We start from the raw sequence: 24576 nt of genomic DNA on the forward strand, positions 1-24576 counted from the left end.
AATCAAGGCAATGGGCTGAACTCCGGCCCCAGTCGCTGTCCGCTTCTGAATTTCCGAAAGCCTGTAGGCGTTGTTCCTTGATCTTTTTTAAAGGATTGAATAAAGTGGTTCACATGATTGAAGCCCACCTTGCGGGCAATCTCGGTTATCGTATCATCGGCGGTTATCAATAGTTCGCAGCTTTTTCTGATCCGGTATTTAATAAGATATTCATAAGGCGTCATGCGAACTGTCTTTTTAAAACTTCGCGTACATTCCGAAATGCTCAGATGCGCACTATCGGCAATCTCCTGAAGCTTGATTGGGCTTGAGTAGTGCTGATGAATGAAGCTAAGCATAAGCTGTAACCTTTCCTGCTGCCGCTTCGCGTGTTTGGGCGCTTCTTCTTGCGGCAGCGAAAGGTTAGATATCAAGATAAACCAGAGCTGTACTGTTTTAATCGAAATCTCGTATTCCCATCCCCATCTCTTTTTCATATTAAACACTTTCCGCATGTCCCCAAGCATGTCCAATACCTGTTTTTCCCAATCTGTGTATCCTGGTATAACAATCGAAACGAAAGAAGATCGGGTGTAAGGAAGCACATAGTTTTCTTCCATCGTACTTTCCGCGTGAAAAGCGAGCAGTTTTTCAGGGAAGTTAAAGCTCACGTATTCGCCATCATGACTCAGTTGTGTCGCGACATGAAGAATCCCCTTGTTGATCAGGATCGCTTGGCCAGTCTTTAACTCATGATCGATTCCGTTTACCTGGATTACGAGTGTTCCTTTCGTTACCAATGTGATTTGCAGTTCTTGGTGCCAGTGCAGGTCGTTGAATCCCCGGCCTTCAGGAATACTCGCATAACGCGTGTGCGTGTACATGATGTAAGGAAACGAAAGATCGGGATACGCAATCGTCTCGTGCAGCGGCTTGGCCATAGGGGACATCTCCTTTCTAAGACGATATATCGATATAATATAGCGATATATTTACACAAAAATATAAACGACGATGATATTATTATATCAAATCTTCGGCTTATCACTAAAGCCTGTGCACAGACGACCGGATAAGACCTCTTGGAGGCTTTTGAATGAAAGAACGTAAATCGTCATCCCCGCTTCATCCTTACGTCTTGCTTTTTATTGCTATTTTGTCGGTTTCCGTTTCTTCGATCTTGATCAAATCTTCGGATACGCCAACCGCCATAGCAGGTATGTATAGGCTTTTCATTTCTACTGTTATCATGCTTCCGTTCGTTCCTTGGAAGACGGTCCGCTGTTCAAACATGAATATAAAGGATTGGGGCATGGTTTGTCTGGCAGGTTTCCTGCTGGGACTGCATTTCTTGTTTTGGATGGAATCCCTTGTGTATACCTCGGTGGCAAGTTCCATGGTGATCCTGGCGCTGCAGCCGCTGTTTGTCATGATCGGTTCGTATTTTTTATTCAGGGAACGATCCGGCATGCTGAGCGTGCTTTGCTTAGTGACCGCGCTGCTTGGCTCCGTCATTATCGCTTGGGGAGATATCGGAGTTTCCAGAGAAGCGCTGATTGGGGACGGCTTGTCTTTAATCGGAACCATAATGGTTTCAGCTTATATGCTGGCCGGACAAAAGTTGAGCCGAAAAATCGATGCGAATCTGTATAGTGTCATTGTCTTTTTCCTCGGCGGAATTGTTCTGCTTATCTTCAGCATGCTGCACGGCTTTTCCTTAACCGGTTACGAGTCTTCAGACTGGATGTATTTCCTTCTGCTAGCGATTATACCCACGATCTTCGGCCAGTATATTTTCAATCGGCTGCTAAAGTCGATCGGAGCTACAACGGTGTCCGTAGGTATTATTGGAGAACCCGTTTTGGCCATTATGCTGGCTTATCTTTTCCTGGGAGAAACCATCTCCGTCTTTCAATTTGTAGGCGGATTGATAACGCTGCTGGGTATGTTGATGTACTTTTGGCGGCAATCCCTTCAATATACTACGGCGGAACGTCTCACGCATTAACCGGCTTCGAAATGCAGGCGAATTATATGAAGGAGAAGATGATGATTCTGGGCGGACTTCCTAGATCCAAAGCTCTTGACTATGACGCAACGTCATAGTGCATAATTCCCCCTATAAACTACATGGGGTGAGAGACATGGATATCAAAACACTGCGCTCAGATCACGTTTATCAAAAAGTTGCTCAAGCATCGCCCGGGGACAAGCTTGAATTGTTCCGAAATGAAATGATGGCTCCTTTTAGGAAGCAGTGGGAAATTCAACAGATTCCTTTTAAAGCGGAAGAAGAAAATGGGTTCGATGTGATTACGTTTAATAGTATGATGCATCGCTCTCCTGACCAGATTACCCGGCAGATTTCAGCTGAAATCGAGTGGATTTCATCCGAATCTTTTTGGTCAGAGTGTGAGCAAGCTGTACGGAAAAGTCTAAGTTTGTTTATAAAACATGGAATTAACCTTCCTGTGTCCGACTATTGGTTTACTATACAATTAGGGAACCCGGAGAACCGTGCCTTGGTCATAAACGAAGGATATAGCGGCTTTGGGGGCATTCCGGGGTTTATCACATGTACCTTGCTGCCAAATGAATACACCATACCCCGAATGAAGGCTGCACTGGCGCACGAATGCAACCATAATGTAAGGTATCAGTTTATTCAGTGGGATCACACCGTTAACTTGGGCGAACTGATTGTCAGTGAAGGTTTAGCTGAAAATTATGCTACGTTTATATTTGGGGAAAAATGGCTTGGCCCTTGGGTAACCAAAACAAATGCTGAAACACTTAACAAGCGCATAAAGCCTGTGCTTAGAGAGCACCTGGAGTTAACCGGGTTTGATAACTTTGCTGCCTATCTTTACGGTGACGAAATTGCAGCACTTCAGAACTTTAAACCGGTCAACATGCCTTACAGCGCCGGCTACGCTTGCGGCTATTATTTGATCCAACATTATTTAAGACAAACAGGCAAGTCGATTTTTGAGGCAACTATAACGCCTGCTGCGCAAATACTCGATGAAGTAAAAGGATTTTGGGATGAAGAAACCATTATTAACGGTTAAGGATATTGTTCAGATTACAGGCATTACAGCCCGGACCCTGCATTATTACGACAGGATTCATTTATTTAAACCGGCTCATCTGACAGAAAAAGGGTATCGGTTATACGACCGAAGCAGTTTGGGGCGGCTTCAAACAATTTTGTTTTTGAGGGAATTGGATTTTTCCTTGAAAGAAATTGCAGACATTCTAAAACTGAGCGAGCAGGAGCAGAAAGAGCTATTAAAGAAACAGAGACAAACCTTATTATCGAAAAAACAAAGACTAGAAACTATCATGTCAGCACTTGAAGAATATGTAGCGGGTACGGATATCAGCAGTTTGCCTATCTTTAACCATACTTCTGTATTGCCTTTAAAAGAACAATATGCCAATGAAGCAAAATTCCTTTATGGGGACACAGAAGCGTATAAAGTATTTAATGAAACGTTGGATAATTTACCGCAAGATGAAAAAGCGGAACGTTACTCATCCATGGAGGCAATCTTTCAACAAATTGCGTCTTGCATCCATCAGCCTCCTTCGTCCGATGAAGTACAGCGATTAATTGAGGAATGGAAAAAAATCTTAATGCAGCTCATGAAATGCGATGCCGAACTGCTGGCTTGTATTGCCCATACCTACAAATTCGATGCGCGGTTCAAAAACTATTTGAATCAATACGGCGATAAGGATGTAGCGGATTTTCTTTACAACGCCATTATGTATAATCTCAATTTGGAAAAATAAAATGATTTCAGCGCAAAGTTCAGGCAGCGGCTGCACATTCGGCTGCGTCTAATGATGTCCAGGTCCTTTTGACGATGGAGGTGTTTACATCTTATTGATGTTACGCCTCCTTTTTTTGCAAGTTCATATTCCGTTCATACTCCGGTAACGAAGGGGACATCTTGTTTGATTACACTGTGAATATGCCGCTAAAAGCGGCTCTACAGATACCAGGACAGGAGAAGAGAAGCGTGACAAAAACGGTGGAAGTCAAACAACCCGGACCCAAAAGTCCAAAGAAACGGAAGGTATGGGTAAGAATATTAGGAAGTATATTTGGGGCGATTGTGCTGTTCATGGGCATTGTGTTTGTTGTTAATGCAATCTGCAACGGGATCGAAAAAAAGAAAATTGAACCGTACGGCCAATATGTCAATGTGGATGGCAAAAAAATGAACGTGCTTATCCAAGGCAGCGGCGAACAGACGGTCGTTCTCCTTCCGGGACAAGGAACCCCGTCGCCAGCGCTTGATTTCAAGTTGTTGCTTAATGAATTGTCCCCAAATTACAAAGTCATCGTCATCGAACCCTTCGGTTATGGGCTGAGCGACCAAACTGAAAAAGATAGAACAACTGAGAACATCGTCAGCGAAGTTCACGAAGCTGTTCAGCAGTTGGGAATAAACCGTTACGTGCTGATGGGGCATTCCATTGGGGGACTTTACGGATTGTCCTATGTAAACACCTATCCGGATGAAGTTGTTGCTTTTGTTGGCATCGACAGCAGTGTTCCCAATCAACCCGGCATGGACGTCAAATTGCCTTTAAAATCCATACAATTTCTTCAACAATCTGGACTAATGCGATTGCTCAAAAAAGTGAGCGGGGACCCCTATAAGTCACTTGCATTTGATGAGCATACCAAAGAACAGCTACGTTTGATTTCGAACCAGATCACCAGCAATCCAACGATGATGGATGAGTTGAGGCACCTTGGCTCCAATTTCAAAAATGCAGAAAAACTTACCTACCCTCATGATTTTCCGCTGCTGCTGTTCGTTCAGTCGAATAACGCGCACAATGAGCAGTGGATTCTGCTGCATGAGGAACAAGCGAAGCAATCCGCGTTGGGCAAAATGATCCCGATGGATGGATCACATTACCTGCATCATACGAAATTCAAAGAAATCGCCAAGGAATTCAAAGCGTACATGAAGCAAATCCAATAGGTATGTTGAGGGTCCGAATATCATGAAATTGAGCTTTTATAGTTATGTTAAATTGTGGCCGAGAACAAACCTTATCTTTGATCTGGATAAGATCTGTTCTCGTAGAAGTTTATAAAAAGGGGAGGATTCAAATTGAATGGGTCAGGCAGGTATCAAGAGTAGCGGGAGCTAAATATACATGTTACTAATAACAAAAAGTTTTCAAAACAATGACCAGCAGGATATAGAGTACCAGTATAGTAGCAGTAGAAGTGAACATGGGATAGCATCCTTTATCATAACTCATAGGGTAACACCTCCTTTGAATTATTACAATATACTGTAAAACCAGGCCAACTGTATGTGTGTTCACCTAAAATGGAGTAAATTTCTTCACAAAGCAAACAACGATAAAGTCAATACATGTAAGACGCTTGATTATGGTATGGCGCCTTTTGCAGTGGGGTTGTAAATAAGGTTTCGTATCGAAATGAGTACTTTAGAATAACATAAAGCCGCTGAAAATTATTCAGCGGCTCGTTGCTTTTACCTTAATATAAAGTTGGAACCGGAGAACAGTGGAATGAAACAATTGAACTTAATGCAATGGAATAAGAATTCCATCTTCCACCAAAAAACCTGTAGCCATAAGCTCTTACTTCTCCGACAGCGGTCAAAAAAAACCAGAAGTTGTCCCCGTTTCTTAGGCGCATATACGTGAAACGATACAAACAGTTTTGAAGTCCCCAGGGTGCCGGGTTATAGGGAGTCATTTGTTGCATATATGCCATATTAAGAGATTCACTCCTTAATGTGATTAGACTTATAACCACTTTATGCGCAAAGTCAATATTTGGGCTGGGTGTATGCCTATCAATATTGGCAAGATTGAATGAGGACGACCCTGCGCAGCCCTTTTTTGACAGAAGCGGTTTACTCACCGTGGGATATGCCTATCCCAATCTGGTGATATCGGAAAATTACAATGCGACGGGTTCGCCGTATTCGGCGCTCAAAACCTTTCTGTTGTTGGCGCTTGCGGAAGATTCAGCCTTCTGGACAGTGGAAGAGGTGGACATGCTGCAAAGGCCTGAGGTTACAGAAGAAACTCGCTTTGAAACATCCATAGGAATGTTCTTCCATTCATAACGTGTTAAAATAGAATTCAATTTAAGAGGGAGGAATCACTACCATGGATGTTAACGAAAAGCAATGTACGGCTTGTGGAGGAAATTCATTTGTACAAGCCACGGACTTTATTAATCTTCGCCCGCTGGACAAAAAAATGACGTTAGGTGCCGAACGGATTTACACGGTTTGTTTGGATTGCGGAGAAGTGGTCTCGATTAAAGTGAAGAATCCGGAAAAATTAAAATGAGCCATTAAATTTGTGAATGCCGGTGAGATCCTTAAAATGCCTTCAAACTGTCGAAAGACAAGGAAATCGTTTCATTGGAACCCGCGCCTGGCGCGGGTTCTTCTATTTCAAGATACCAATTATTTTGTCTCATGCGGACAGAACTTCGTCCACTTGCAAACCATGGATAAAGTTTCTGAATGATGCTTGAACACTCACGCCTCCCGTCCAAGCTGCGCCTCTACTAGCAGTTTCTAGTAATTAACTGATTCCGCTCAGGGCCGATTGAAATATACGAGATTTTTGCACCTATCATTTGTTCTACGTAATTTACGTAATTTTGTGCTTCGATAGGAAGATCATCAAATGTACGAGCTTTTGAGATATCACTTTTCCAGCCTTGGAGGTTTTTAAAAACGGGTTTGGCTGTTTCAAGTTTTGAAGTCACTGGAAAATCCGTAGTTACAATCCCTTCATCCAGCAGGTAACCAGTACATACAGGAATTTCATCTAAGTATCCCAGTACATCAAGATTTGTGAGGGCAACTTCCGTGGCGCCTTGAATCATACAGCCATAACGGGTTGCAACGGCATCGAACCAACCTACCCGGCGAGGTCTTCCTGTAGTGGCACCAAACTCGCCAGCATCACCACCACGTTGTCTAAGTTCTTCTGCTTCGTTACCCTCAACTTCTGAGACAAATGGACCGCTGCCAACGCAGCTGGAGTAGGCTTTGACAACAGTAATAATGCGTTCAATAGCAAAAGGCGGCAGACCGGCACCGACAGATGCAAAACCTGCAAGAGTAGAAGAAGATGTTGAAAAAGGGTAAATACCCTGGTCCGGATCGCGAAGTGCTCCCAGCTGCCCTTCTAGTAATATGTCTTCACCTTTGTTATAAGCATTGTTAAGCATTTTTGTAGTATTACAAATAAAAGGCAGCAGTTTTTTACCATGATTCAGCAGATACGGGAGCAGATTTTCGACTGAAATTGACTCTTTATTATATAAGTGTTGCAGGAGAATAATTTTTGTTTCAAATGCCTGACTCAACCGATTCCGTAATCTTTGCTGATCAAATAAATCAGCTGCTTGAAGGCCAAGTTTTGCATACTTATCTGAATAAAAAGGCGCAATACCGCGTTTTGTAGATCCAAAGCTACGTACGCCTAACCGTTCTTCTTCTAGCTCATCAAATATTCGGTGGATAGGTAGAACAACCTGAGCACGTTCAGAAATACACAAGCGAGGTTCGGGTACTCCTCGTTCAAGTAACTCTTCGCGCTCTCTGAAAAAGGCCTCTATATCAAGTGCTACGCCAGGACCAATTACATTGGTTACATGGGGTTGAAATACTCCGGAAGGTAACATGTGTAAAGCAAATTTCCCATACTTATTAATAATAGTATGCCCTGCATTGCTCCCCCCTTGGTAGCGTACCACATAGGATGATTTCGATGAGAGGTAATCTGTCATTTTACCCTTACCCTCATCGCCCCAATTTGCTCCAACTATAGCTGTGATAGTCAAATGTATTGCCTCCGTATCTTGTATTGTTTACCATATCATTATATTTTCAGGCATTTTCCATGTAAAATTGTAATTACTAATGACGATCATAAGAGGGGTAATGCCCAATGAGTTTGAGTTTAGAGTGGTACCGTGTTTTCTATTGGACCGCAAAATTAGGTGGAGTAACCAATGCAGCAAAGAAACTGCATATTACTCAACCTGCTGTTAGCCATACACTTAAACAACTAGAATCAAGTCTTGGCGGCAACTTGTTTTTTCGGTCGCCCAAGGGTGTAACTTTAACATCAGAAGGAGAAGTGCTTTTTCAATTTGTAGAACAAGCGATTCAACTCATTGACCAGGGAGAAACTAAGCTTATTGAAATGCAAAATTTAGTTTCTGGAGAGATTAATATAGGCGCTAGTGATACTTTGTGTAAGCATTATTTGTTACCGTATTTGGAGCAGTTTCATAAAGATTATCCTGATGTTAGAGTTCGAGTGACTAATCGTACAACACCGGAAACCATTGCTTTATTAAAAGAGGGGATCATTGATTTTGGGGTCGTAAACCTTCCAGCAGAGGATCCAAAAATTCAATTCAAAAAAAGCTTGGTTCAACAAGACTGCCTGATTGGCATCCCAAGGTTTGCTGATCTTTTGGGAGAATCAACTACCCTCGGAGAACTGCAAAAATATCCTTTATTGATGCTAGAGACGGGAGGGAGTACACGTTCCTACTTGGATAACTATGCATTATCTCATGGTGTAATCTTTAATCCGGATTTTGAGTTGGGAAGTATTGACCTTTTGGTAGAGTTTGCTCTTAGCGGCTTTGGACTTGCTCTTATTGTGAGGGACTATGTTCATAAGGAGTTAGCTTCTGGAAAGCTTGTCGAAATACCAATAGCCCCAGCAATCCCGGAGAGGCACATTGGAATAGCGGTTCTGAAGGGAGTACCCTTGTCCAAAGTGTCTGAACGTTTTCTAGACAAGATTATCCCTTTCATTGATTAAAAAAACGGTCTTCCATTTTTTTCGTTAGAGAGGTGTTATTCAAAGTGAAACCGAGCAATTTATCAGACATATGCTGGACTGGATCAGAACGGGCATATCTTAATCTGCCTTCATTGGATGAATATCAGAAAATAACAATCGGTCGGTATGGGGGCAACACTGAGAATGGAGCTTACAAAAATGAAGATGGTTTATTAATCTGGCAAAGTAGTTCATGGGAATTTGTAACCTTAATTGATGCACACAACTCATGTGATAGTGCAGAACTAATTATAGAAACACTTAATGAAATTGAAAGCAAGATTAAAGGGATTCTCAATAAAAAAATAGATGTATTGTTCGATCATATTGAAATGCTGCTTATTCAAACATTCAAATCAAATAGATTTAAGGAAAGATGCCGCTCCTTAAAGGGTGAAGCTTCTTGCTTAATCTGTATTCGAAAAGAGAACGTCCTTTGGTGGTTTTCTGTTGGTGATTGTCAGCTATTCCTCGTACATAATGATTTGGAAAAATGGGGGCAATTACGTTTAAACCAAAGAAATTTCTACGAATGGATAGGCAAAGTGAATACGTTTGATAAGACCGTACCAAGTTATTCACTTGGACGCAGGGAACTTAGAACAGGAATCAATTACATTATGTTAATTACAGATGGATATCTTGAAGCAAAAGAAGCTACGATCTCAATCTCTGAGCTATGTCGTGAAGAGAATAGGATTATTCACTTCCTAAATAGCCTGCATAGTCAGCAAACGGTGGATAGCACCACATTAGTGCATTGGATCATAAATAATGAGTTAGATGCAGCACTTCCTTCCGGCTAATGGTGAACACGTTACTTTCTACGCCATCTGCCTAACCTTACAAGCGTGTAAGGTAATATTCACCTAAATCAATGGTACCAACCTTGCGGCTCCTCTAGAATACTCCATTGAAAGGACTATATTTGAGGGGGAGTTGGCGTGAGGGTTTTTGAAATGCTGTTATTCTTGTCAAGTGCTTGTACGTTGGCATTTCTGTTCATTGTCAATCAGCGTATCCGAAAATTAGCTATGCTCCTGACAAGCGGAGCAGGCACCATTTTTTTAGTGATCCATTTGCTTGTCGAAGGATACAGGGTTCAGCTTTTATTTTTATATGGATTTACGGTTCTGATGCTTATCCTTTCACTAATCGGCTTCTTCAAAAAACCGGCAGCCGTTCGCACTGCCTCGCGAATCCGCAGGATGCTGGGCCGCCTTTTTATCGGGATTGGGTTAATCGGAACAGGTTGCCTAGTCTATGTATTTCCCGTATTCGACTACCCGGCGCCAACCGGCGAGTTGAAGGTGGGCACGCAAGTCTTTCATTTCATTGATTCAAGCCGGGAGGAGACCTTTGGCCCCACCGCAACAGGCAAAAGGGAATTGATGGTTCAGGTATGGTATCCGGCCCAAACCGGCTCCGGCCAATATGCCCCCTTTATTCCTGATACCCGGATTTTAAGTTATATGGCTGCAAATTATGGTCTTCCCGGGTTTACTTTTCAACACCTGAAATACGTAGCGAGTCATACTTATTTGGGGGCCGAAATCTCATCCGCACAATCTTCATATCCGCTGATCGTTGCAAATCCCGGCTTCGGTTCTTCCAGGTTCCTCCATACGGCGCAAGCGGAAGATCTTGCGAGCCATGGATATATCGTGGCCGTAATCGACCACACCTTCAATACATTTGCAACCGAGTTTCCGGACGGCCGAATCACGACCAGCACAACCAGCGGCTTATTTTCGCCCGACCATAATTACCGGACGGAAAGAGAGAATCGCGACAAATTGGGGAAGGTACTAACAGATGACGTGACTTTTGTGCTCGACCAGTTTGAGCTTATCCAATCCGGGCAGCTTCCAAGCCGCTTTAAAGGGAAAATGGATCTCAAGCATGTCGGGGTGTTTGGTCATTCTATTGGCGGAGCGACGGCCTATGACGCCTCTTTTGATCCGCGAATCACGGCTGGAATAGACTTGGACGGAGGGCTTTACCGGCTGCGTGAGAGGGAGAGTCTGCAAAAACCGTTTTTGTTCATCAACTCGGAAAGTGAATATGAAAATTTAAAAAGGGTGAAGGAAAACCCGGTTTACACGGATGAAGAGCTTGAACGCATGGGTTCAACAAGAGAGTGGACGGATCAAGTTACGGAAGATAAAAAGCTTGAGCTTAAACGGATGCTTGAAGCGGTCGGCGAGGGGGGACAAGTCCTCTATATAGATAATACGGAGCATTTGAATTTTACCGATGTCCAGTTCGTTTCTCCTATTTTCAAAATACTGGGCATTACCGGCAAGATTTCGCCTGATCGAGCAAACTCCGTTATCAATGCCTATATGCTGGATTTCTTCGATAAGTATCTGAAAAATCAAGGCGGAAACTTAATGAAAGAAGCGGACAGCCGCTTTCCGGAGGCGAAGTTCGCAACCCCGCTATTATAAATGAAGGAACAAGACAGAAGCGTTTTTTCAACTTGTGCCACATTCAACAACATGCTCCCTTTTAAGTAGACTGGTTTAAATAAACCGTTACTTAAAGGGGAGTTTTCTTTTGTCAAAATATAAGAGCTATGATCTGCCCGAGCATCAAACTATAATAGGGAACAGGAACTTAAGCTATACCAGCCGGGACGGAACGTTCTTTAAGGGGTGCGTATTGGAATGACACTTAAAAAAAGAATCTTTTACCTGTTTTTTCTTAGCGCCTTTATTCCCTTTATGAGTATTTTTGCGATTTCTTATTACACGATAGACTCCATATTTGCAAATAAAATAGATGACGGCATCCGGAGCAATTTACATCAAGTGACTTCATCTTTGGAAAATTCCCTTACCAACATGAATCATGTGACTCAGCAGTTGTCTTATAGCGGTACAGTGGGGAAGAAACTGGGCGAAGTGTTAACGCCCTCTTCCAATATTATTGAATTGATCGAAGCCCGTGACGAGTTAAAAAGTGAATTAAGTGTAGTGACGTTTACCAATCCCAACATCGGCTTGACCACTTATTATTTCCAGCAACAAGGCACGACACAATTTAATAATGCTCCCATAAAAGAACATTTTTCACCTGAATTATTACCTGTGCTTTCCAAAGGCTACGGGATCACCTACCATGGACCACACATCAGCATGAACCGGTTTGACGATCAAATCGTTTTGTCCGCCATGAGAAAAGTGAAGCTCCCGCAAAAGGACAATGTATATATCTACGTCGAGTCCGGCTTCCGGCTTACCCAAGATTTCCTGAACTACAATCAATACAAGGGAGCGCTATCCCACCTGATTTTAAATGGGGAAGGCAACATTATTTACAGTGAAGTTCCGGAGGTCATGGAGGTTGGTGAAAATTTTTCGCGTCTGGCGAAAGGCAGCATCAGCGACGGCATCACGCGTGGTTACCATTGGTTTAAGCAGGATTCCGCGCAAAAATGGAGTGTCGTATCCGTGATCTCACAGTCTAAGTACCAGGAGGAGAAAAATCAGTGGCTGCTCCAAATCTTATTAGTCGCCTTATTTTTCCTGGGTTTTACAGTGTTCCTTGCTTGGTTGCTGTGGAAGATGGTATACAAACCACTCAGCTTGTTCCATTCGCAAATCAATGAGATGTCGCAGAGTCCACAAATCGTAAGCAGCCAGACTCGAACCCAAATCCCTGAATTTGATCGGCTGTTGCGAGAATTCTCAAAGATGCAGCACCAGATTAGTGATCTCTTCGTCGAAGTGCAGTCCAAAGAAAAAATCCGTGCGGATTTGGAAGTGGAAAAACTGCTGTATCAGATCAATCCTCATTTTTTAATGAATACGCTGGATACGGTGCATTGGCTGGCGGTCATGAACGGACAAGAGGAGATTGACAAGCTGGTACAGTCTTTAAACAAACTTTTGTATTACAATTTAGGAAAATTAGGACAAGCCTCCTCAATGAAAGAGGAGTTGAACGCACTGAGACAATACCTCATCCTTCAGCAAATCCGTTATGACTTTGAATTTGACGTGCGCATCTCAGTAGAAGATTCTGTGCTTGAAATCTCGGTGCCGCGGTTTATTTTGCAGCCTTTAGTTGAGAATTCACTTTATCATGGACTAAGTGATAAGGGATTTATTCAAATTGAAGTTACCTTAACTGACACGTTAAACATTATGATCCAGGATAATGGAGCGGGGATGACCGAGGAAGCCATTCAACGGCTGTTGAACAATCGTGTGGCTGAACATAAAAAAGTAGGGATGGGCATCGGACTTAATTACGTTCACCGCATGCTGAAGGCACAATACGGAAATGAAGCACAGCTGGTAATTGAAAGCGAATTGGGAACGGGGACAAATATACTGCTCATCCTGCCCATAAAAAGAGAAGGTGGCTCGGCATGATTAAGGTATTGATTGTAGACGACGATAAGCTGGTACGAAAAGGGATTCGCTCCGCGATGCCTTGGAAGGAGTTTAATATGGAGGTTGTCGGAGAAGCCAGCAACGGGTTAAACGCGCTGGAATTCCTGGAATCTCAACCGGTCGATTTGATGCTGACAGATCTTGCGATGCCCATGATGTCCGGCATTGAGCTGATGCGTGCGGCCAGACAGCGTTATCCCGAGCTTTTTATTGTCGTATTAACACTCCATCAAGATTTTGATTACATCCAGGAAGCGCTGCGGCTGGGCGCCATCGACTATATCGTGAAGGTGCAGCTCGAGAAAGAGCAGTTTGAACACGTGCTGAACCGGATTCGTAACCGCATGGATGAACTGTCGAACACCAAAAGAAAGCTGCCGCAGCCGAATGAGACAAACGACCGTTACCGCAAGGTATATGCGCTTGTTTCACTGGAACGGAAGTCCGGACAATTTTCGTTTACTGAACTTGAGCCTGGTGAAGACGAATTCAGGATGGAAGTGGATCGCAGCAGTTGGATGTGGGCGGGGCCTGCGGACAAGGAAGAACAGCTTATCCATAAATTGCAGGGATATCTGAATCAAATTCCCAAGAGTGTTTTGCTGGTCCTATCCGATGTGCAGGAGCGGTCGTGGCTGGAAATTCGAAACTGGATTATAAATTATACAGAAACGCCATTGTTTTATACCTACACTCCCGACCATCCGGTCCTGGCTGTTTCGATGAATACGGAGGTTGACTCCTTCCCGGCAGAACCGCCGCAGGACGAAGATTTGGATCATATAAAACAAAGCTGGTTTTTAACTCCATGGTCTCATAACGATTATTACTTCGATCAACTCCTTGAGCAGCTCAAAGCTTTGAGGCTGCATAAAGAACAATTAACTGGACTGCTGTATTCCATCGTTATGGAGTGGAATCAATTTTTTGCCCAGACAACGCTCGGCAGAATCTCCATGATTCATTCTTTTCAGTCCTGGTACGAGGTAGAAAGTTGGATCAAACAAACCTCCTTGAGTATTCGTAAGACGGATGAACAAACTACCTATTCACATGAGATTGTTGACGCCGTAAAAAAAGCGGTCATCCTGATGCAAAATGAATTGGACCAAGTCTTTACGGCTTCAGAACTATCCCGTCAGTTCAACATCAGCCGAAGTTATTTTAGCCAATGCTTCAAGGATCTGATGGGCAAAACGTTTAATGAATACTCCCGGTATATTCGGATAGAGAAAGCTAAAGAGTATTTATTAAACACCAATAACACGATTTTCTGGATTGCCGAGCATGTAGGTTATACGGACGAAAAATATTTCAGCCGGATATTCCGCGAGCTGGCAGGTGTTCTGCCAAGTGAATACCGGCAGCAGGGCAGAGGGGACACTAACCCGCCCTCAACCTCCACATAACCCAATGAATTAAGCCGATAAATTCCGTTTCAGAAGATGTCGGCTTTTTTGCCCTGCTCCGATTCATTAGCGAGGTTAGACAAATGTAGTTTTGTTAGTTAGATAAATGATCACAAACGCTACGTCTACTTTGGGGTCACGGCAGGAACTGTATACATTCCTCTATCCTAACAAACGCTTAATCCCTATCCCGATTAAACTTCACGGTGTTGTAAGATGAAAGCGGAAACAACAAAACGTAGCCATTACCTGAATAAAGGGGAGCCGAATGATATGAAAACGAGTTGGAACGTGTTAACTAAACGTCTGGCTGTACTGTCGGTGACTGCATTAATGATGTCGGCGCTTGCAGCCTGCGGGGGGACTTCCGGTCCTCCTACTGCGGAGGAAGCGGGTAAATATGAAACGGCCCCGGGGGATCCGTTTAGTCCTTACAAAGACGAAGTAACCGTAACCTTGGGACGTGTGACTACAGCGAACCCCAAACTGCCTGCAGGCGATACGTACGAAAACAATGCTTACACTCGATTGGTCAAAGATACGCTTAACGCTAAGATTAAAGACCAATTTGAAGCCAACGGAGAGGATTACAGCCGTCAGGTTTCGCTCGCGATCGCATCCGGGGAACTGCCTGACATGATGCGTGTCGACTCCAAAGATGAACTCAAAGAACTGGTGGATAATGATCTGATTGAAGATATGACGGAGATTTACAAGCAGTATGCCACAGACAATGTCAAAAAAACGTATGACTCCTACGATGGACGCGCCTTGGACAACGCAACAATTGACGGGCGTTTGATGGGCCTGCCAGCCACCGCCGTGGATTCCGCCCCAGCCATGGTCTGGGTACGTCAAGACTGGCTGGATATATTGGGCATCCAGCTGGATGCCGACGGAGACGGTACCATCAAACTCGAAGATGTAGAAAAAACGGCCGAGGCATTCCTGAAGTCGGATCCGGGTCAAACCGGTAAACCGGTGGGTATCCCTTTTGTCAACACACTGAATACAACAGACTATAACGGATCGGCCTATACGATGCTGGGCGTTGCCTCCACCCAAGGCGCATACCCGCAATACTGGATGAAGGATAAAGATGGCAGCATTGTTTATGGCTCGACCACAGCGGAAACAAAGCAGATGCTGGGTATTATGGCGGACTGGCATAAAAAAGGCATCATTGACCAGCAGTTTGGCACACGCACATTTGATGAAATTACCGCGCTTTATACAAATGGACAATGTGGAATTGCGTTTGGCCCATGGCATATCCCTGACTGGGGATTAAGCAGCGTAAAGCAGATGGACAAAAACGCCAAATTTTCGGCTTACGCCTTGGAGGATGCAGAGGGGAAAGTCAACGTGGCCCATGCCAATCCATCCAATCAGTTTATCGTGGTGAGAAAAGGATATGAACATCCGGAGCTGGCCATTAAAATCATCAATTTGTTCTACGATAAATTAGCAAATGATAAAAATGTGAAAACCTCCATGCCGGAAGCCGCCAAGTATTTGGAAGACGGGGTAGACGGTTCTACCCGGCCCTTTAATATCGAAATCAACTCGGCTACTTCGCTGCTGGATGATTATTCTGACGTCGTCCGCGGAATTAAAGGGGAGATCAGCCTGGATGAGGTCCGGACAACCGAATCGAAAAACAATATCGGGAGCATCAAAACGTATCTGAACAATATGGATACCGATAATGTAACGGCGTGGTCCAAATACCACTCGCGTATCAACGGAGTAGGGCTCATTGATAAACTGACACAGGAGAAGAAGTTCGTTTGGATGACACCGGCTTTTTCCGGCACAACACCAAGCATGAAACAGACATGGGCCAATTTGACCAAGATGGAACAGGAATCCTTCATTAAGATTGTGACAGGTGCAGAGCCTCTTGATTATTTTGATACGTTCGTCAGCGATTGGAAGAAACAAGGCGGAGACCAAATCATTAAGGAAATTGAAGCAGAGACCGCGTCTGAGTAATAAACAACGAGGTTTGACGGGGCTGCGCTGTGACAGGCAGCCTTGCTTTCAGAAAGGGGCCCATCTATGCAGCAGGGGAAATCCAAAGCAAAAGGCCGGTTAGGCACCGGTGCCATGTATCATTTGATGATGCTTCCTGGGATTTTATTTTTACTGGTATTCAGTTATGTGCCGATGGTAGGCATCATTACGGCATTCCAGGATTATATACCGGCCAAAGGGATGTTTGGCTCGGAATTTGTTGGACTGAAGCATTTCATTTATATGTTCAAGCTGCCGGACATCGCCCAAGTCATCAGCAATACGTTGGTGATTGCCATTGCCAAGATCGTATTAGGAACATTGATGGCGATCATTTTTTCTGTACTGTTAAACGAGATCCGCATCAAATATATAAAAAAATCTGTACAAACGATCGTGTATCTCCCTCATTTTTTATCCTGGGTTGTGTTGGCGTCAGTTGTTGTCAATATGTTCAGTTTGGACGGCATTGTGAATCAAATCCTGACGTTTTTTGGTCTTGAACAGGTTAATTTCCTCGGCAGCAACCATTGGTTCCAGCCCTTGATTATTGGCACAGATGTGTGGAAGGAATTTGGTTACAGCTCCATTGTCTATTTAGCTGCCATTACGTCGATCGATCCGGGATTGTATGAAGCGGCAGGAATAGACGGAGCCAGCTGGTGGAGAAAAGTATGGCATATCACACTGCCAGGAATGCTGCCTATTATCCTGCTTATGGGTGTAATGAGCCTGACCAACATTTTAAGTGCAGGTTTCGATCAAATCTATAATCTGTATAACCCGGTAGTCTATGAGACGGGAGATATTCTGGATACCTATGTGTACCGGATTGGGCTTGTCGGCCGGCAGTATAGCTTTGGTACGGCTGTCGGGTTGTTTAAGTCCGTGATTGGCATTGTGTTGCTCTTATCCGCCAACCAATTGGCTAAGAAATATACCGACCGGAAAATTTTCTAAAGGAGGCCAAACCTGTGACCTATGCTGCAAATCTAAAAAGTCGAATGGGCAGGTTGGTCATTTATGCCATTATTATCATGCTGGCATTGATCTGCCTTCTTCCGTTATGGAATATTGTGGCGATATCCTTCAGCAGTAGCGAAGCCGTCTCGGCGAACGCTGTAGGGCTTATTCCAGTTAACTTTACAACCGCAGCGTATACCAAAATTCTTGACGATGCCCAGTTTTGGCGTTCCTTTGGCATCTCTGTTATCCGTGTGGCGCTCACACTTGTCCTCAACATGATATTGATCATATTAATGGCCTATCCGCTCTCCAAGTCGAAAAAAGAATTTAGAGGCAGAAACATCTATATGAATATTATGATTTTTGCCATGCTGTTCAGCGGCGGGATGATCCCGGGTTATCTGCTGATCAAAAACCTGGATCTGCTCAATACCGTATGGTCGCTTATTCTGCCTGGGGCGGTCCCCATCTTTAGTGTTATTCTTGTGATGAACTTTTTTTCTGCCGTACCCAGTGCACTGGAAGAAGCGGCGTTTATCGACGGGGCAAGTCCGCTCCAGGTCCTCTTTAAAGTTTACGTACCCGTATCGATTCCGGCGCTTGCAACGGTAGCCTTATTCAGCATTGTTGGTTCTTGGAATGACTTTTTTAGCGGGCTGATCTACATGACCAAAGTCAGCAATTATCCGCTCATGACCTACATCCAGTCTTTGAATGTCAATATTGCCGAACTTCTACAAGCCGGCACGAACGCCAAGGAACTCAGCAGCTTGACGGAAATATCCAATAAAAATTTGAATGCGGCAAAAATTGTAGTCGCTGTTATTCCATTGTTACTGATTTATCCGTTACTGCAAAAATACTTTGTGACTGGTATTGTAGTAGGATCAGTAAAAGAATAAGGATGGGCTGGTAACAGATATCACTCCATCTATAGTGAATCGAAAGAGGTGGATTTGGCAATGAACGATAAAAAATGGTGGAAAGAAACCGTTGTCTATCAAATTTACCCGCGGAGCTTTCAAGACAGTAATGGCGATGGGATTGGTGATTTGAAGGGAATTATTACCCGTCTGGACTATTTGCAGCAGCTGGGGATCGGTGCAATTTGGTTATCGCCTGTGTGTAAATCCCCGCAGGATGATTATGGTTACGATATTTCCGACTATCAGGATATCGATCCGATGTTTGGAACCTTAGAGGATATGGAAGAGCTGATTGCGGAGGCCGGACAACGGGATATCCGAATTATCATGGATCTGGTGCTGAATCATACCTCCGATGAGCATCCCTGGTTCCAGGAAGCGAAAAAAAGCAAAGACAATCCTTATCATGATTACTATGTATGGAGAGATGGCGTTGAAGGAAGCCCTCCAAATGACCTGGGTTCCACCTTCGGTGGTTCAGCTTGGGAATGGGTGCCCGAGCTAGGGCAATATTATTTGCACCTGTTCTCTGTAAAACAGCCGGATCTCAACTGGGAAAACCCTAAAGTCCGGCAAGAAATTTACGGGATGATCATTTGGTGGATCAACAAGGGGGTAGGCGGCTTCCGGCTGGATGTCATTGATTTGATCGGAAAGGAACCCGACAAAAAAATTACCGGCAATGGCCCTAACTTACACAAATATATCAGGGAACTCAGCAAAGAGACGTTTCAAAAAGCGGGTGATCTGCTGACTGTTGGAGAAACATGGGGCGCAACGCCGGAGATCGCCAAGCTATACAGCAACCCTGACGGCAGTGAGTTTTCAATGGTATTTCAATTTGAACATATCGGATTGGACGAACAAGAAGGGAAAAGCAAGTGGGACCTTAAGCCCCTTGATTTTCTCCAGCTGAAACAGGTATTATCCAAATGGCAAACCGAACTGAATGAGGAAGGCTGGAACAGCTTATTCTGGAATAATCACGATCTGCCCCGCATTGTTTCCCGTTGGGGAAATGATGGAGAATATCGGGAGGAGTCGGCGAAAATGTTGGCGACCCTTCTACACGGCATGCGGGGCACGCCTTACATTTACCAGGGAGAAGAATTGGGTATGACGAATGTTCAATACCCTATTGAAGACTATCGGGATATTGAGCTGCTTAATCTGTACAAAGAAAGAACTGAACAAGGTTACACGATTGAGAACATCATGGAGTCTATCTATGCAAAAGGACGCGATAATGCCCGCACGCCCATGCAGTGGGATGCCTCCAAAAATGCCGGTTTTACTTCGGGGGAACCCTGGCTTAAAGTGAACCCAAACTATAAGGAAATCCATGCACAAGCGAGTTTGGATCACCCTGATTCCATTTTCCATTATTATCGCAAGCTGATTCAGTTAAGAAAAAAGAATGAAGTGATCATCTACGGAGATTACGAGCTGCTGTACCCCGAGGATCCAAGTTTGTTCGTGTACACTCGATCGCTGAACGAATCAAAGTTACTGGTTGTATGTAATTTCGATAAACTCCCGGCACCCTTCACACTTCCACAGGCGTTCGCCACCCGGCAGCCGATCCTATCGAATTATTCAGACAACGTCTCGGAAACAGAGCTGCGTCCCTATGAAGCAAGGATGTATCTTATTTAGCCTAATCTTAAGAAACCCGCGCCCAGCGCGGGTTTTCTTTTTTTAACAGCAAATCGGCACCGTTCCAACCGGCATATTCAGATTTATTTCATCGCAAAGGGTCCGGGAAATGTGTAACCTTTTTATACCTAATCCGTGTAAGCTAGGCCGGGATGGAGGTGGGGAGTATTGGATGATGACAATGAACTAATGATCCGGGTGCAAAAGGGGGATCAGCGCGCTTACGAACAACTGGTGTTAAAGCACAGAGCGAAAGCCATTGCCTTCGCTAACAGCTTTGTGCTTGATCCGTATACAGCCGAGGATATTGTACAGGAGAGTTTTGTGAAAATTTATATTAGCAGAGATTCTTACCGCCCCGCCTATGCATTTAATACCTATTTGTTTACGGTCATCCGCAACAGCTGCATCGATTATCTTAGGAGCAGGAAAACCAGACAGACACTGAATTCGGACACCGTTTCCCTCATAAGCGGCCAGCGCACACCGGAGGAAATCGTGAGCAGCGGGGAAAGGACGAAGCATATTTTTGAGACGCTGAACCAGCTGCAAGGCGATTATAGAACCGCCCTATATCTTTATGCTGTTGCTGATTTCAGTTATAAGGACATCGCCAGAACGATGAACAAAACCGTGCCGCAAATTAAGATTTTGCTGTTCAGGGCCAGACAGAAATTCAAAAACCAATATAAAGGGGTTGAGGCAGAATGAAAAGCGAACAGGAGTTTTTGAATGAGATGTGGACCACCATCGCAAAAATCGAGCATGAAGAGCAGCAAAAACGACAAGCCCGGCAGAAACACCGCTCATTGTTGATTCAAAATGGAATTATATACACGGCATTATGCGTGAACTTTTTGCTCCTGCTTTTCATTGATGTGACGAACCTTGACCTGCTTTATGGCGTCGGTATTGTATATCTCGTACTCGGCTATATGTGGGATTCTTTTTTGCACAAAAAGCTTTCAAATTGAATTGAGGAGGGGTAGAGGTGAAAACAGAAATAACGATTCAAAATCTGTCAAAAAACTTTGGACAAAAACAAGCGCTCCATCAGGTCTCCCTGCATCTGGAACCGGGGATGTACGGACTGCTTGGCAGAAACGGCGCCGGCAAAACAACCTTGATGCGAATTTTGTCCACTTTGCTTAACAAATCCAGCGGCAAGGTTACCGTATGTGGAATTCCTGTCGAGCAAGCCAAAAAAGTCAGACCGCTGATCGGGTATTTGCCGCAGGATTTTTCCGTTTATCCCGGAATGAGTGTGTATGAAGCCATGGATTATCTGGGCACATTATCCGATTTATCGAAGGCGGAAAGAGCGAAACGGATTCCCATGCTGCTGCAAAAGGTCAACCTTGACGATTGCCGGAAGCTCAAAATCAAGGCGCTGTCAGGAGGAATGAAACGCAGGCTCGGAATCGCCCAGGCTCTTTTGCATGATCCCCGCATTCTGATTGTGGACGAGCCGACCGCAGGCCTTGATCCTGAAGAACGAATCCGGTTCCGGAATTTGCTGTGCGAGACTGCCGAAGACCGGATTGTTATCCTGTCCACGCACATCGTGGAGGACATCGAAAAGACCTGCCAGAACATTGCCATACTTGACAAAGGGGAAATCATCTATCAAGGTTCACTGCAGCATTTTATTGGTGATGAACAGAACCTCGAGGATGCTTACATGAAACGGATGGGAGGACAGCAACGATGAGTCTGCTCCTCAAAGAATGCCGGCAAATCTCGAAAAGTATCATCTATTTTGTGTTTATTGGCGTCATTGTTTTGTTTTATGTCACCCAAATTGGCGATAGTATCGGCTCGGATATCCGTGAAGCACGCCAGCCATCCGCTTATAACATCGACAACCCGTTGATGAAACCGCCAGCCCATGCAAAGGACTACGGCAGCAGAGAGGCTGAAATTCCGGAGCAGGTTATGCCTGGAGCCATTGCAAGCCTAGTTCAGGAATATACCAATAATCAATATGCGGCCTATCCGTTTGGTTTTTATAAAAGCGTGAAGCTAAGTGAAGACGATCAGGCAAAGGTCGCAGATATTATTACAGAAATCACGGGAGAGCACCCTGACGCTCTACTGCCTGCCATACAGAAACAAATGGGGGAACAGCAAGCAGCAGTGTTATCCGGGAAAGAGACAGCTGCTACGGAAACGAATATTCCCATCAAAATTGCTTACGAGGCCTTTAGAAGCAAAATGGCTGAAATTGATGATATCTTGGGCGGCGGATCGAAATATGCTCCTGAATCGCTCAAGGAATTTGGGAAAGCTACGGTCACCTATGAAGAAAAACTGGCGGAATATAACGCTTTTATCAACGAGGATCAAATAAGCGGGGCGTATGCCCGATTGTTTTGTGACTATATGGGGATCACCATATCGCTTTTTTCAGTTTTTGTCCCCGTCGCATATGTAACCAGAGATCGTAAAGCCCGGATGAATGAGCTGATCTATTCCCGCAGAGCCGGTTCGGTTCACCTGATTGTGACCCGATATTTTGCGCTGGTTCTAATGCTGCTGCTTCCTTTTGTGCTTTTGTCGCTTCTTCCGCTGTTTCAATTGGTCCGGTATGGAATGGAAAATCATCTAACTGTGGATCTGTTTGCCTTTTTTAAATATATTGCAGCTTGGCTGCTGCCAACTATGATGACAACAACGGCCGTCGGATTGTTTTTAACAACGTTAACCGATACGCCCATCGCAATTGCTGTACAGTTTCTGTGGAGCTATTTGGATATCAACAACGGAATATCACGCATCTACGGCGGAGATTACGGCCTGGGATTGACGATCCGCCATAATTCCCTATTCCACCTGCAGACGATGAAGGATGACATCGGTGAGCTTGTGGTGAACAGGCTGTTCTATGTGGCTCTTTCGCTGGTGCTGGTGTTGGCAGCCATCCTGATTTATGAGATGAAGAGAAGGGGGAAGCTGGATCTCTATGGCCGTATCCAAAAAATATTTAGACATCGCCAAAATGCAGCTCAAGCTGACGCTTTTTCCTAATGCCTTATTGGCTGTTGCCATCGCCTTGATTACTCCGTTGTTGTTTGGCATCAACAATCTGGACAGCACAGCTTCCAGCGTTGTGCTGGAGCGGTTTGTGGCTCTAAGCGGAATTGTGTTATGTACCCCGCTGTTTCTGCCGGAACAGGATCACAGCATCAGGGAAGTGATTGAATCCAAAATTACTTCCCTTAGCGGAACTTATCTGATCCGGCTTACATTGGCAGTTGTTGTGCTGCTGTGCATCCTGAGCGGCTTTATCGGTGTCATGCTGCTGAACCACTGCCAGTTTGCTGCCGGGCCATTTATTTTCGGAACATTTGCTACCGCGTTTTTCCTGGGTTCCATCGGGTTTGCGGCCTATTCGTTGTCGGGCAGCGTGGTAATTGGCTACATGCTGCCGCTTGGTTATTACATGCTGAATATCTTTTCAGGCGTTAGGCTAGGAAAGCTGTATTTATTTTCTTTAACCAGCGGGAGTTTAAGGGAGAAATATTGGCTGCTTGGCGGTGGAGTTATATTGATTGGGATTGGAATTCTATATAGAAGTATGGTTAGAAAGATAAGGTAATGTTGGTGGACGGAGAGAACAGCGGAGGAAACAAACACCTATGAACAAAACAGCGATGAAAAAAACAAGATTCGCACCTAGGCTGACCAATTATTGCGCCTTAATCCGAATGAACAGTTATTTAAGGATATTACAGAGAGGCTGGCCGGAAGGCCAGCCTCTTTTTATAAAGAATGATTGGTTAACATTACGTGTAGAGAAGGGAAAGAGCGAAGATCCAACTGAAAGCCCTGCACCAAGGTGTCGCCATTCTGAATATCGGTCTCATAAGCACGCTTAAAGCCTAATCGCCCGTAAAGCCTGATAGCAGAGGCCATCCTATCCGAGGAGTGGAGATGAAGGGTTGAGGCGCCAGATGCGAGGGCTCTTTGTGCGGCTTCTTGAATCAGGAGGGTGGCAATTCCGCGGCCGCGGGCGGCAGGGGATACAGCAAGCAGGCGTAGGACGGGTGAATGAATACCTAGCTCAGGTCTGCCGTAGGCGGCTTCCGAAGAGTTGAACAGCAGCGCGCTGCCGACAATTTGCTGATCAACTTCTGCAATGATTCGTGCGAATGGGGCATCTCCATGGACGGAATCGAGGATCGACTGTTTATACTCGAGCCAAAAAGCTTCAGGCAACACAGCGGAGTACTGGCTGTACGCATCCAGAAGTACTGCGGCGATGGCTTCACGGTCACAGACCAAGGCGTCACGTATAATAATCTCTTTTGACATGTTTTCGATGACCCC

24 protein-coding genes are annotated in these 24576 nt (G+C 44.6%); 20 read left to right on the forward strand and 4 right to left on the reverse strand.

The window, feature by feature from the left end:
- Window positions 1-2: 2 nt before the first annotated feature.
- Window positions 3-920, reverse strand: coding sequence for an AraC family transcriptional regulator (locus tag ACE6ED_RS09060; protein WP_410826793.1), 918 nt, complete (start codon window positions 918-920; stop codon window positions 3-5).
- A gap of 155 nt (window positions 921-1075) precedes the next feature.
- Here ACE6ED_RS09060 and ACE6ED_RS09065 point away from each other — a divergent pair, with 155 nt between their 5' ends.
- From ACE6ED_RS09065 to ACE6ED_RS09080, 4 genes are all read left to right on the forward strand, one after another.
- Window positions 1076-1987: a DMT family transporter gene (locus ACE6ED_RS09065; RefSeq protein WP_410826794.1), complete on the forward strand. Its 912-nt coding sequence runs from the start codon at window positions 1076-1078 to the stop codon at window positions 1985-1987.
- 136 nt (window positions 1988-2123) lie between these two features.
- The gene (locus ACE6ED_RS09070; protein WP_410826795.1) at window positions 2124-3050 is read left to right on the forward strand and encodes a DUF2268 domain-containing protein; all 927 of its coding nucleotides are present in this window, start codon (window positions 2124-2126) and stop codon (window positions 3048-3050) included.
- Window positions 3025-3777, forward strand: a complete 753-nt coding sequence (locus tag ACE6ED_RS09075) for a MerR family transcriptional regulator (protein WP_410826796.1) — start codon at window positions 3025-3027, stop codon at window positions 3775-3777. The genes ACE6ED_RS09070 and ACE6ED_RS09075 overlap by 26 nt, the downstream gene beginning before the upstream one ends.
- 230 nt (window positions 3778-4007) lie before the next feature.
- On the forward strand, window positions 4008-4985 hold the full coding sequence (locus ACE6ED_RS09080; RefSeq protein ID WP_410826797.1) for an alpha/beta hydrolase: 978 nt from the start codon (window positions 4008-4010) through the stop codon (window positions 4983-4985).
- A gap of 184 nt (window positions 4986-5169) precedes the next feature.
- On the opposite strand, the gene ACE6ED_RS09085 is transcribed toward ACE6ED_RS09080, so the two are convergent.
- On the reverse strand, window positions 5170-5271 hold the full coding sequence (locus ACE6ED_RS09085; RefSeq protein ID WP_410826798.1) for a YjcZ family sporulation protein: 102 nt from the start codon (window positions 5269-5271) through the stop codon (window positions 5170-5172).
- Between the two features lie 572 nt (window positions 5272-5843).
- On the opposite strand from ACE6ED_RS09085, the gene ACE6ED_RS09090 reads away from it, so the two are divergent.
- Window positions 5844-6113 (forward strand): DUF2264 domain-containing protein, encoded by a 270-nt coding sequence (locus tag ACE6ED_RS09090; protein WP_410826799.1) that lies wholly within the window; start codon window positions 5844-5846, stop codon window positions 6111-6113.
- Window positions 6114-6156: 43 nt separating this feature from the next.
- Window positions 6157-6342, forward strand: coding sequence for a hypothetical protein (locus tag ACE6ED_RS09095; RefSeq protein WP_410826800.1), 186 nt, complete (start codon window positions 6157-6159; stop codon window positions 6340-6342).
- A gap of 223 nt (window positions 6343-6565) precedes the next feature.
- On the opposite strand, the gene ACE6ED_RS09100 is transcribed toward ACE6ED_RS09095, so the two are convergent.
- Window positions 6566-7852, reverse strand: coding sequence for an adenylosuccinate synthase (locus tag ACE6ED_RS09100; protein ID WP_410826801.1), 1287 nt, complete (start codon window positions 7850-7852; stop codon window positions 6566-6568).
- A gap of 107 nt (window positions 7853-7959) precedes the next feature.
- Between ACE6ED_RS09100 and ACE6ED_RS09105 the strand changes: the two genes are divergently transcribed.
- The 14 genes from ACE6ED_RS09105 (at window position 7960) to ACE6ED_RS09170 (ending at window position 23845) form a co-directional block, all read left to right on the forward strand.
- Window positions 7960-8850, forward strand: a complete 891-nt coding sequence (locus ACE6ED_RS09105) for a LysR family transcriptional regulator (protein WP_410826802.1) — start codon at window positions 7960-7962, stop codon at window positions 8848-8850.
- Window positions 8851-8894: 44 nt separating this feature from the next.
- Entirely contained in the window at window positions 8895-9677 is a 783-nt protein-coding gene (locus tag ACE6ED_RS09110) for a protein phosphatase 2C domain-containing protein (RefSeq protein ID WP_410826803.1), read from the forward strand.
- A gap of 138 nt (window positions 9678-9815) precedes the next feature.
- Window positions 9816-11321: an alpha/beta hydrolase family protein gene (locus ACE6ED_RS09115; RefSeq protein WP_410826804.1), complete on the forward strand. Its 1506-nt coding sequence runs from the start codon at window positions 9816-9818 to the stop codon at window positions 11319-11321.
- A 219-nt stretch (window positions 11322-11540) separates the two neighbouring features.
- Window positions 11541-13253 carry a sensor histidine kinase gene (locus ACE6ED_RS09120; protein WP_410826805.1) on the forward strand — a complete coding sequence of 571 codons (1713 nt, stop codon included), beginning with the start codon at window positions 11541-11543 and terminating at the stop codon, window positions 13251-13253.
- Entirely contained in the window at window positions 13250-14683 is a 1434-nt protein-coding gene (locus ACE6ED_RS09125) for a response regulator transcription factor (protein ID WP_410826806.1), read from the forward strand. Before ACE6ED_RS09120 ends, ACE6ED_RS09125 begins: the two co-directional genes overlap by 4 nt.
- Before the next feature lie 273 nt (window positions 14684-14956).
- Entirely contained in the window at window positions 14957-16678 is a 1722-nt protein-coding gene (locus ACE6ED_RS09130; RefSeq protein WP_410826807.1) for a type 2 periplasmic-binding domain-containing protein, read from the forward strand.
- 66 nt (window positions 16679-16744) lie between these two features.
- Window positions 16745-17659: an ABC transporter permease gene (locus tag ACE6ED_RS09135; protein WP_410826808.1), complete on the forward strand. Its 915-nt coding sequence runs from the start codon at window positions 16745-16747 to the stop codon at window positions 17657-17659.
- Between the two features lie 44 nt (window positions 17660-17703).
- Window positions 17704-18567: a carbohydrate ABC transporter permease gene (locus tag ACE6ED_RS09140; RefSeq protein ID WP_410826827.1), complete on the forward strand. Its 864-nt coding sequence runs from the start codon at window positions 17704-17706 to the stop codon at window positions 18565-18567.
- Between the two features lie 60 nt (window positions 18568-18627).
- Window positions 18628-20247 carry a glycoside hydrolase family 13 protein gene (locus ACE6ED_RS09145; protein WP_410826809.1) on the forward strand — a complete coding sequence of 540 codons (1620 nt, stop codon included), beginning with the start codon at window positions 18628-18630 and terminating at the stop codon, window positions 20245-20247.
- A 168-nt stretch (window positions 20248-20415) separates the two neighbouring features.
- On the forward strand, window positions 20416-20958 hold the full coding sequence (locus tag ACE6ED_RS09150; RefSeq protein ID WP_410826810.1) for an RNA polymerase sigma factor: 543 nt from the start codon (window positions 20416-20418) through the stop codon (window positions 20956-20958).
- A complete protein-coding gene (locus ACE6ED_RS09155; protein ID WP_410826811.1) occupies window positions 20955-21221 on the forward strand; it encodes a hypothetical protein in 267 nt (88 codons plus the stop codon). Before ACE6ED_RS09150 ends, ACE6ED_RS09155 begins: the two co-directional genes overlap by 4 nt.
- Before the next feature lie 17 nt (window positions 21222-21238).
- Window positions 21239-21958 (forward strand): ABC transporter ATP-binding protein, encoded by a 720-nt coding sequence (locus tag ACE6ED_RS09160; RefSeq protein WP_410826812.1) that lies wholly within the window; start codon window positions 21239-21241, stop codon window positions 21956-21958.
- A complete protein-coding gene (locus ACE6ED_RS09165; protein ID WP_410826813.1) occupies window positions 21955-23274 on the forward strand; it encodes a hypothetical protein in 1320 nt (439 codons plus the stop codon). The genes ACE6ED_RS09160 and ACE6ED_RS09165 overlap by 4 nt, the downstream gene beginning before the upstream one ends.
- Entirely contained in the window at window positions 23210-23845 is a 636-nt protein-coding gene (locus tag ACE6ED_RS09170; RefSeq protein ID WP_410826814.1) for a hypothetical protein, read from the forward strand. Before ACE6ED_RS09165 ends, ACE6ED_RS09170 begins: the two co-directional genes overlap by 65 nt.
- 164 nt (window positions 23846-24009) lie before the next feature.
- On the opposite strand, the gene ACE6ED_RS09175 is transcribed toward ACE6ED_RS09170, so the two are convergent.
- Window positions 24010-24561 carry a GNAT family N-acetyltransferase gene (locus ACE6ED_RS09175; RefSeq protein ID WP_410826815.1) on the reverse strand — a complete coding sequence of 184 codons (552 nt, stop codon included), beginning with the start codon at window positions 24559-24561 and terminating at the stop codon, window positions 24010-24012.
- Between the last annotated feature and the right edge of the window lie 15 nt (window positions 24562-24576).

The sequence above is a fragment of the Paenibacillus nanchangensis genome (genome assembly GCF_046543445.1).
Lineage (GTDB): Bacteria > Bacillota > Bacilli > Paenibacillales > Paenibacillaceae > Paenibacillus_AQ > Paenibacillus_AQ nanchangensis.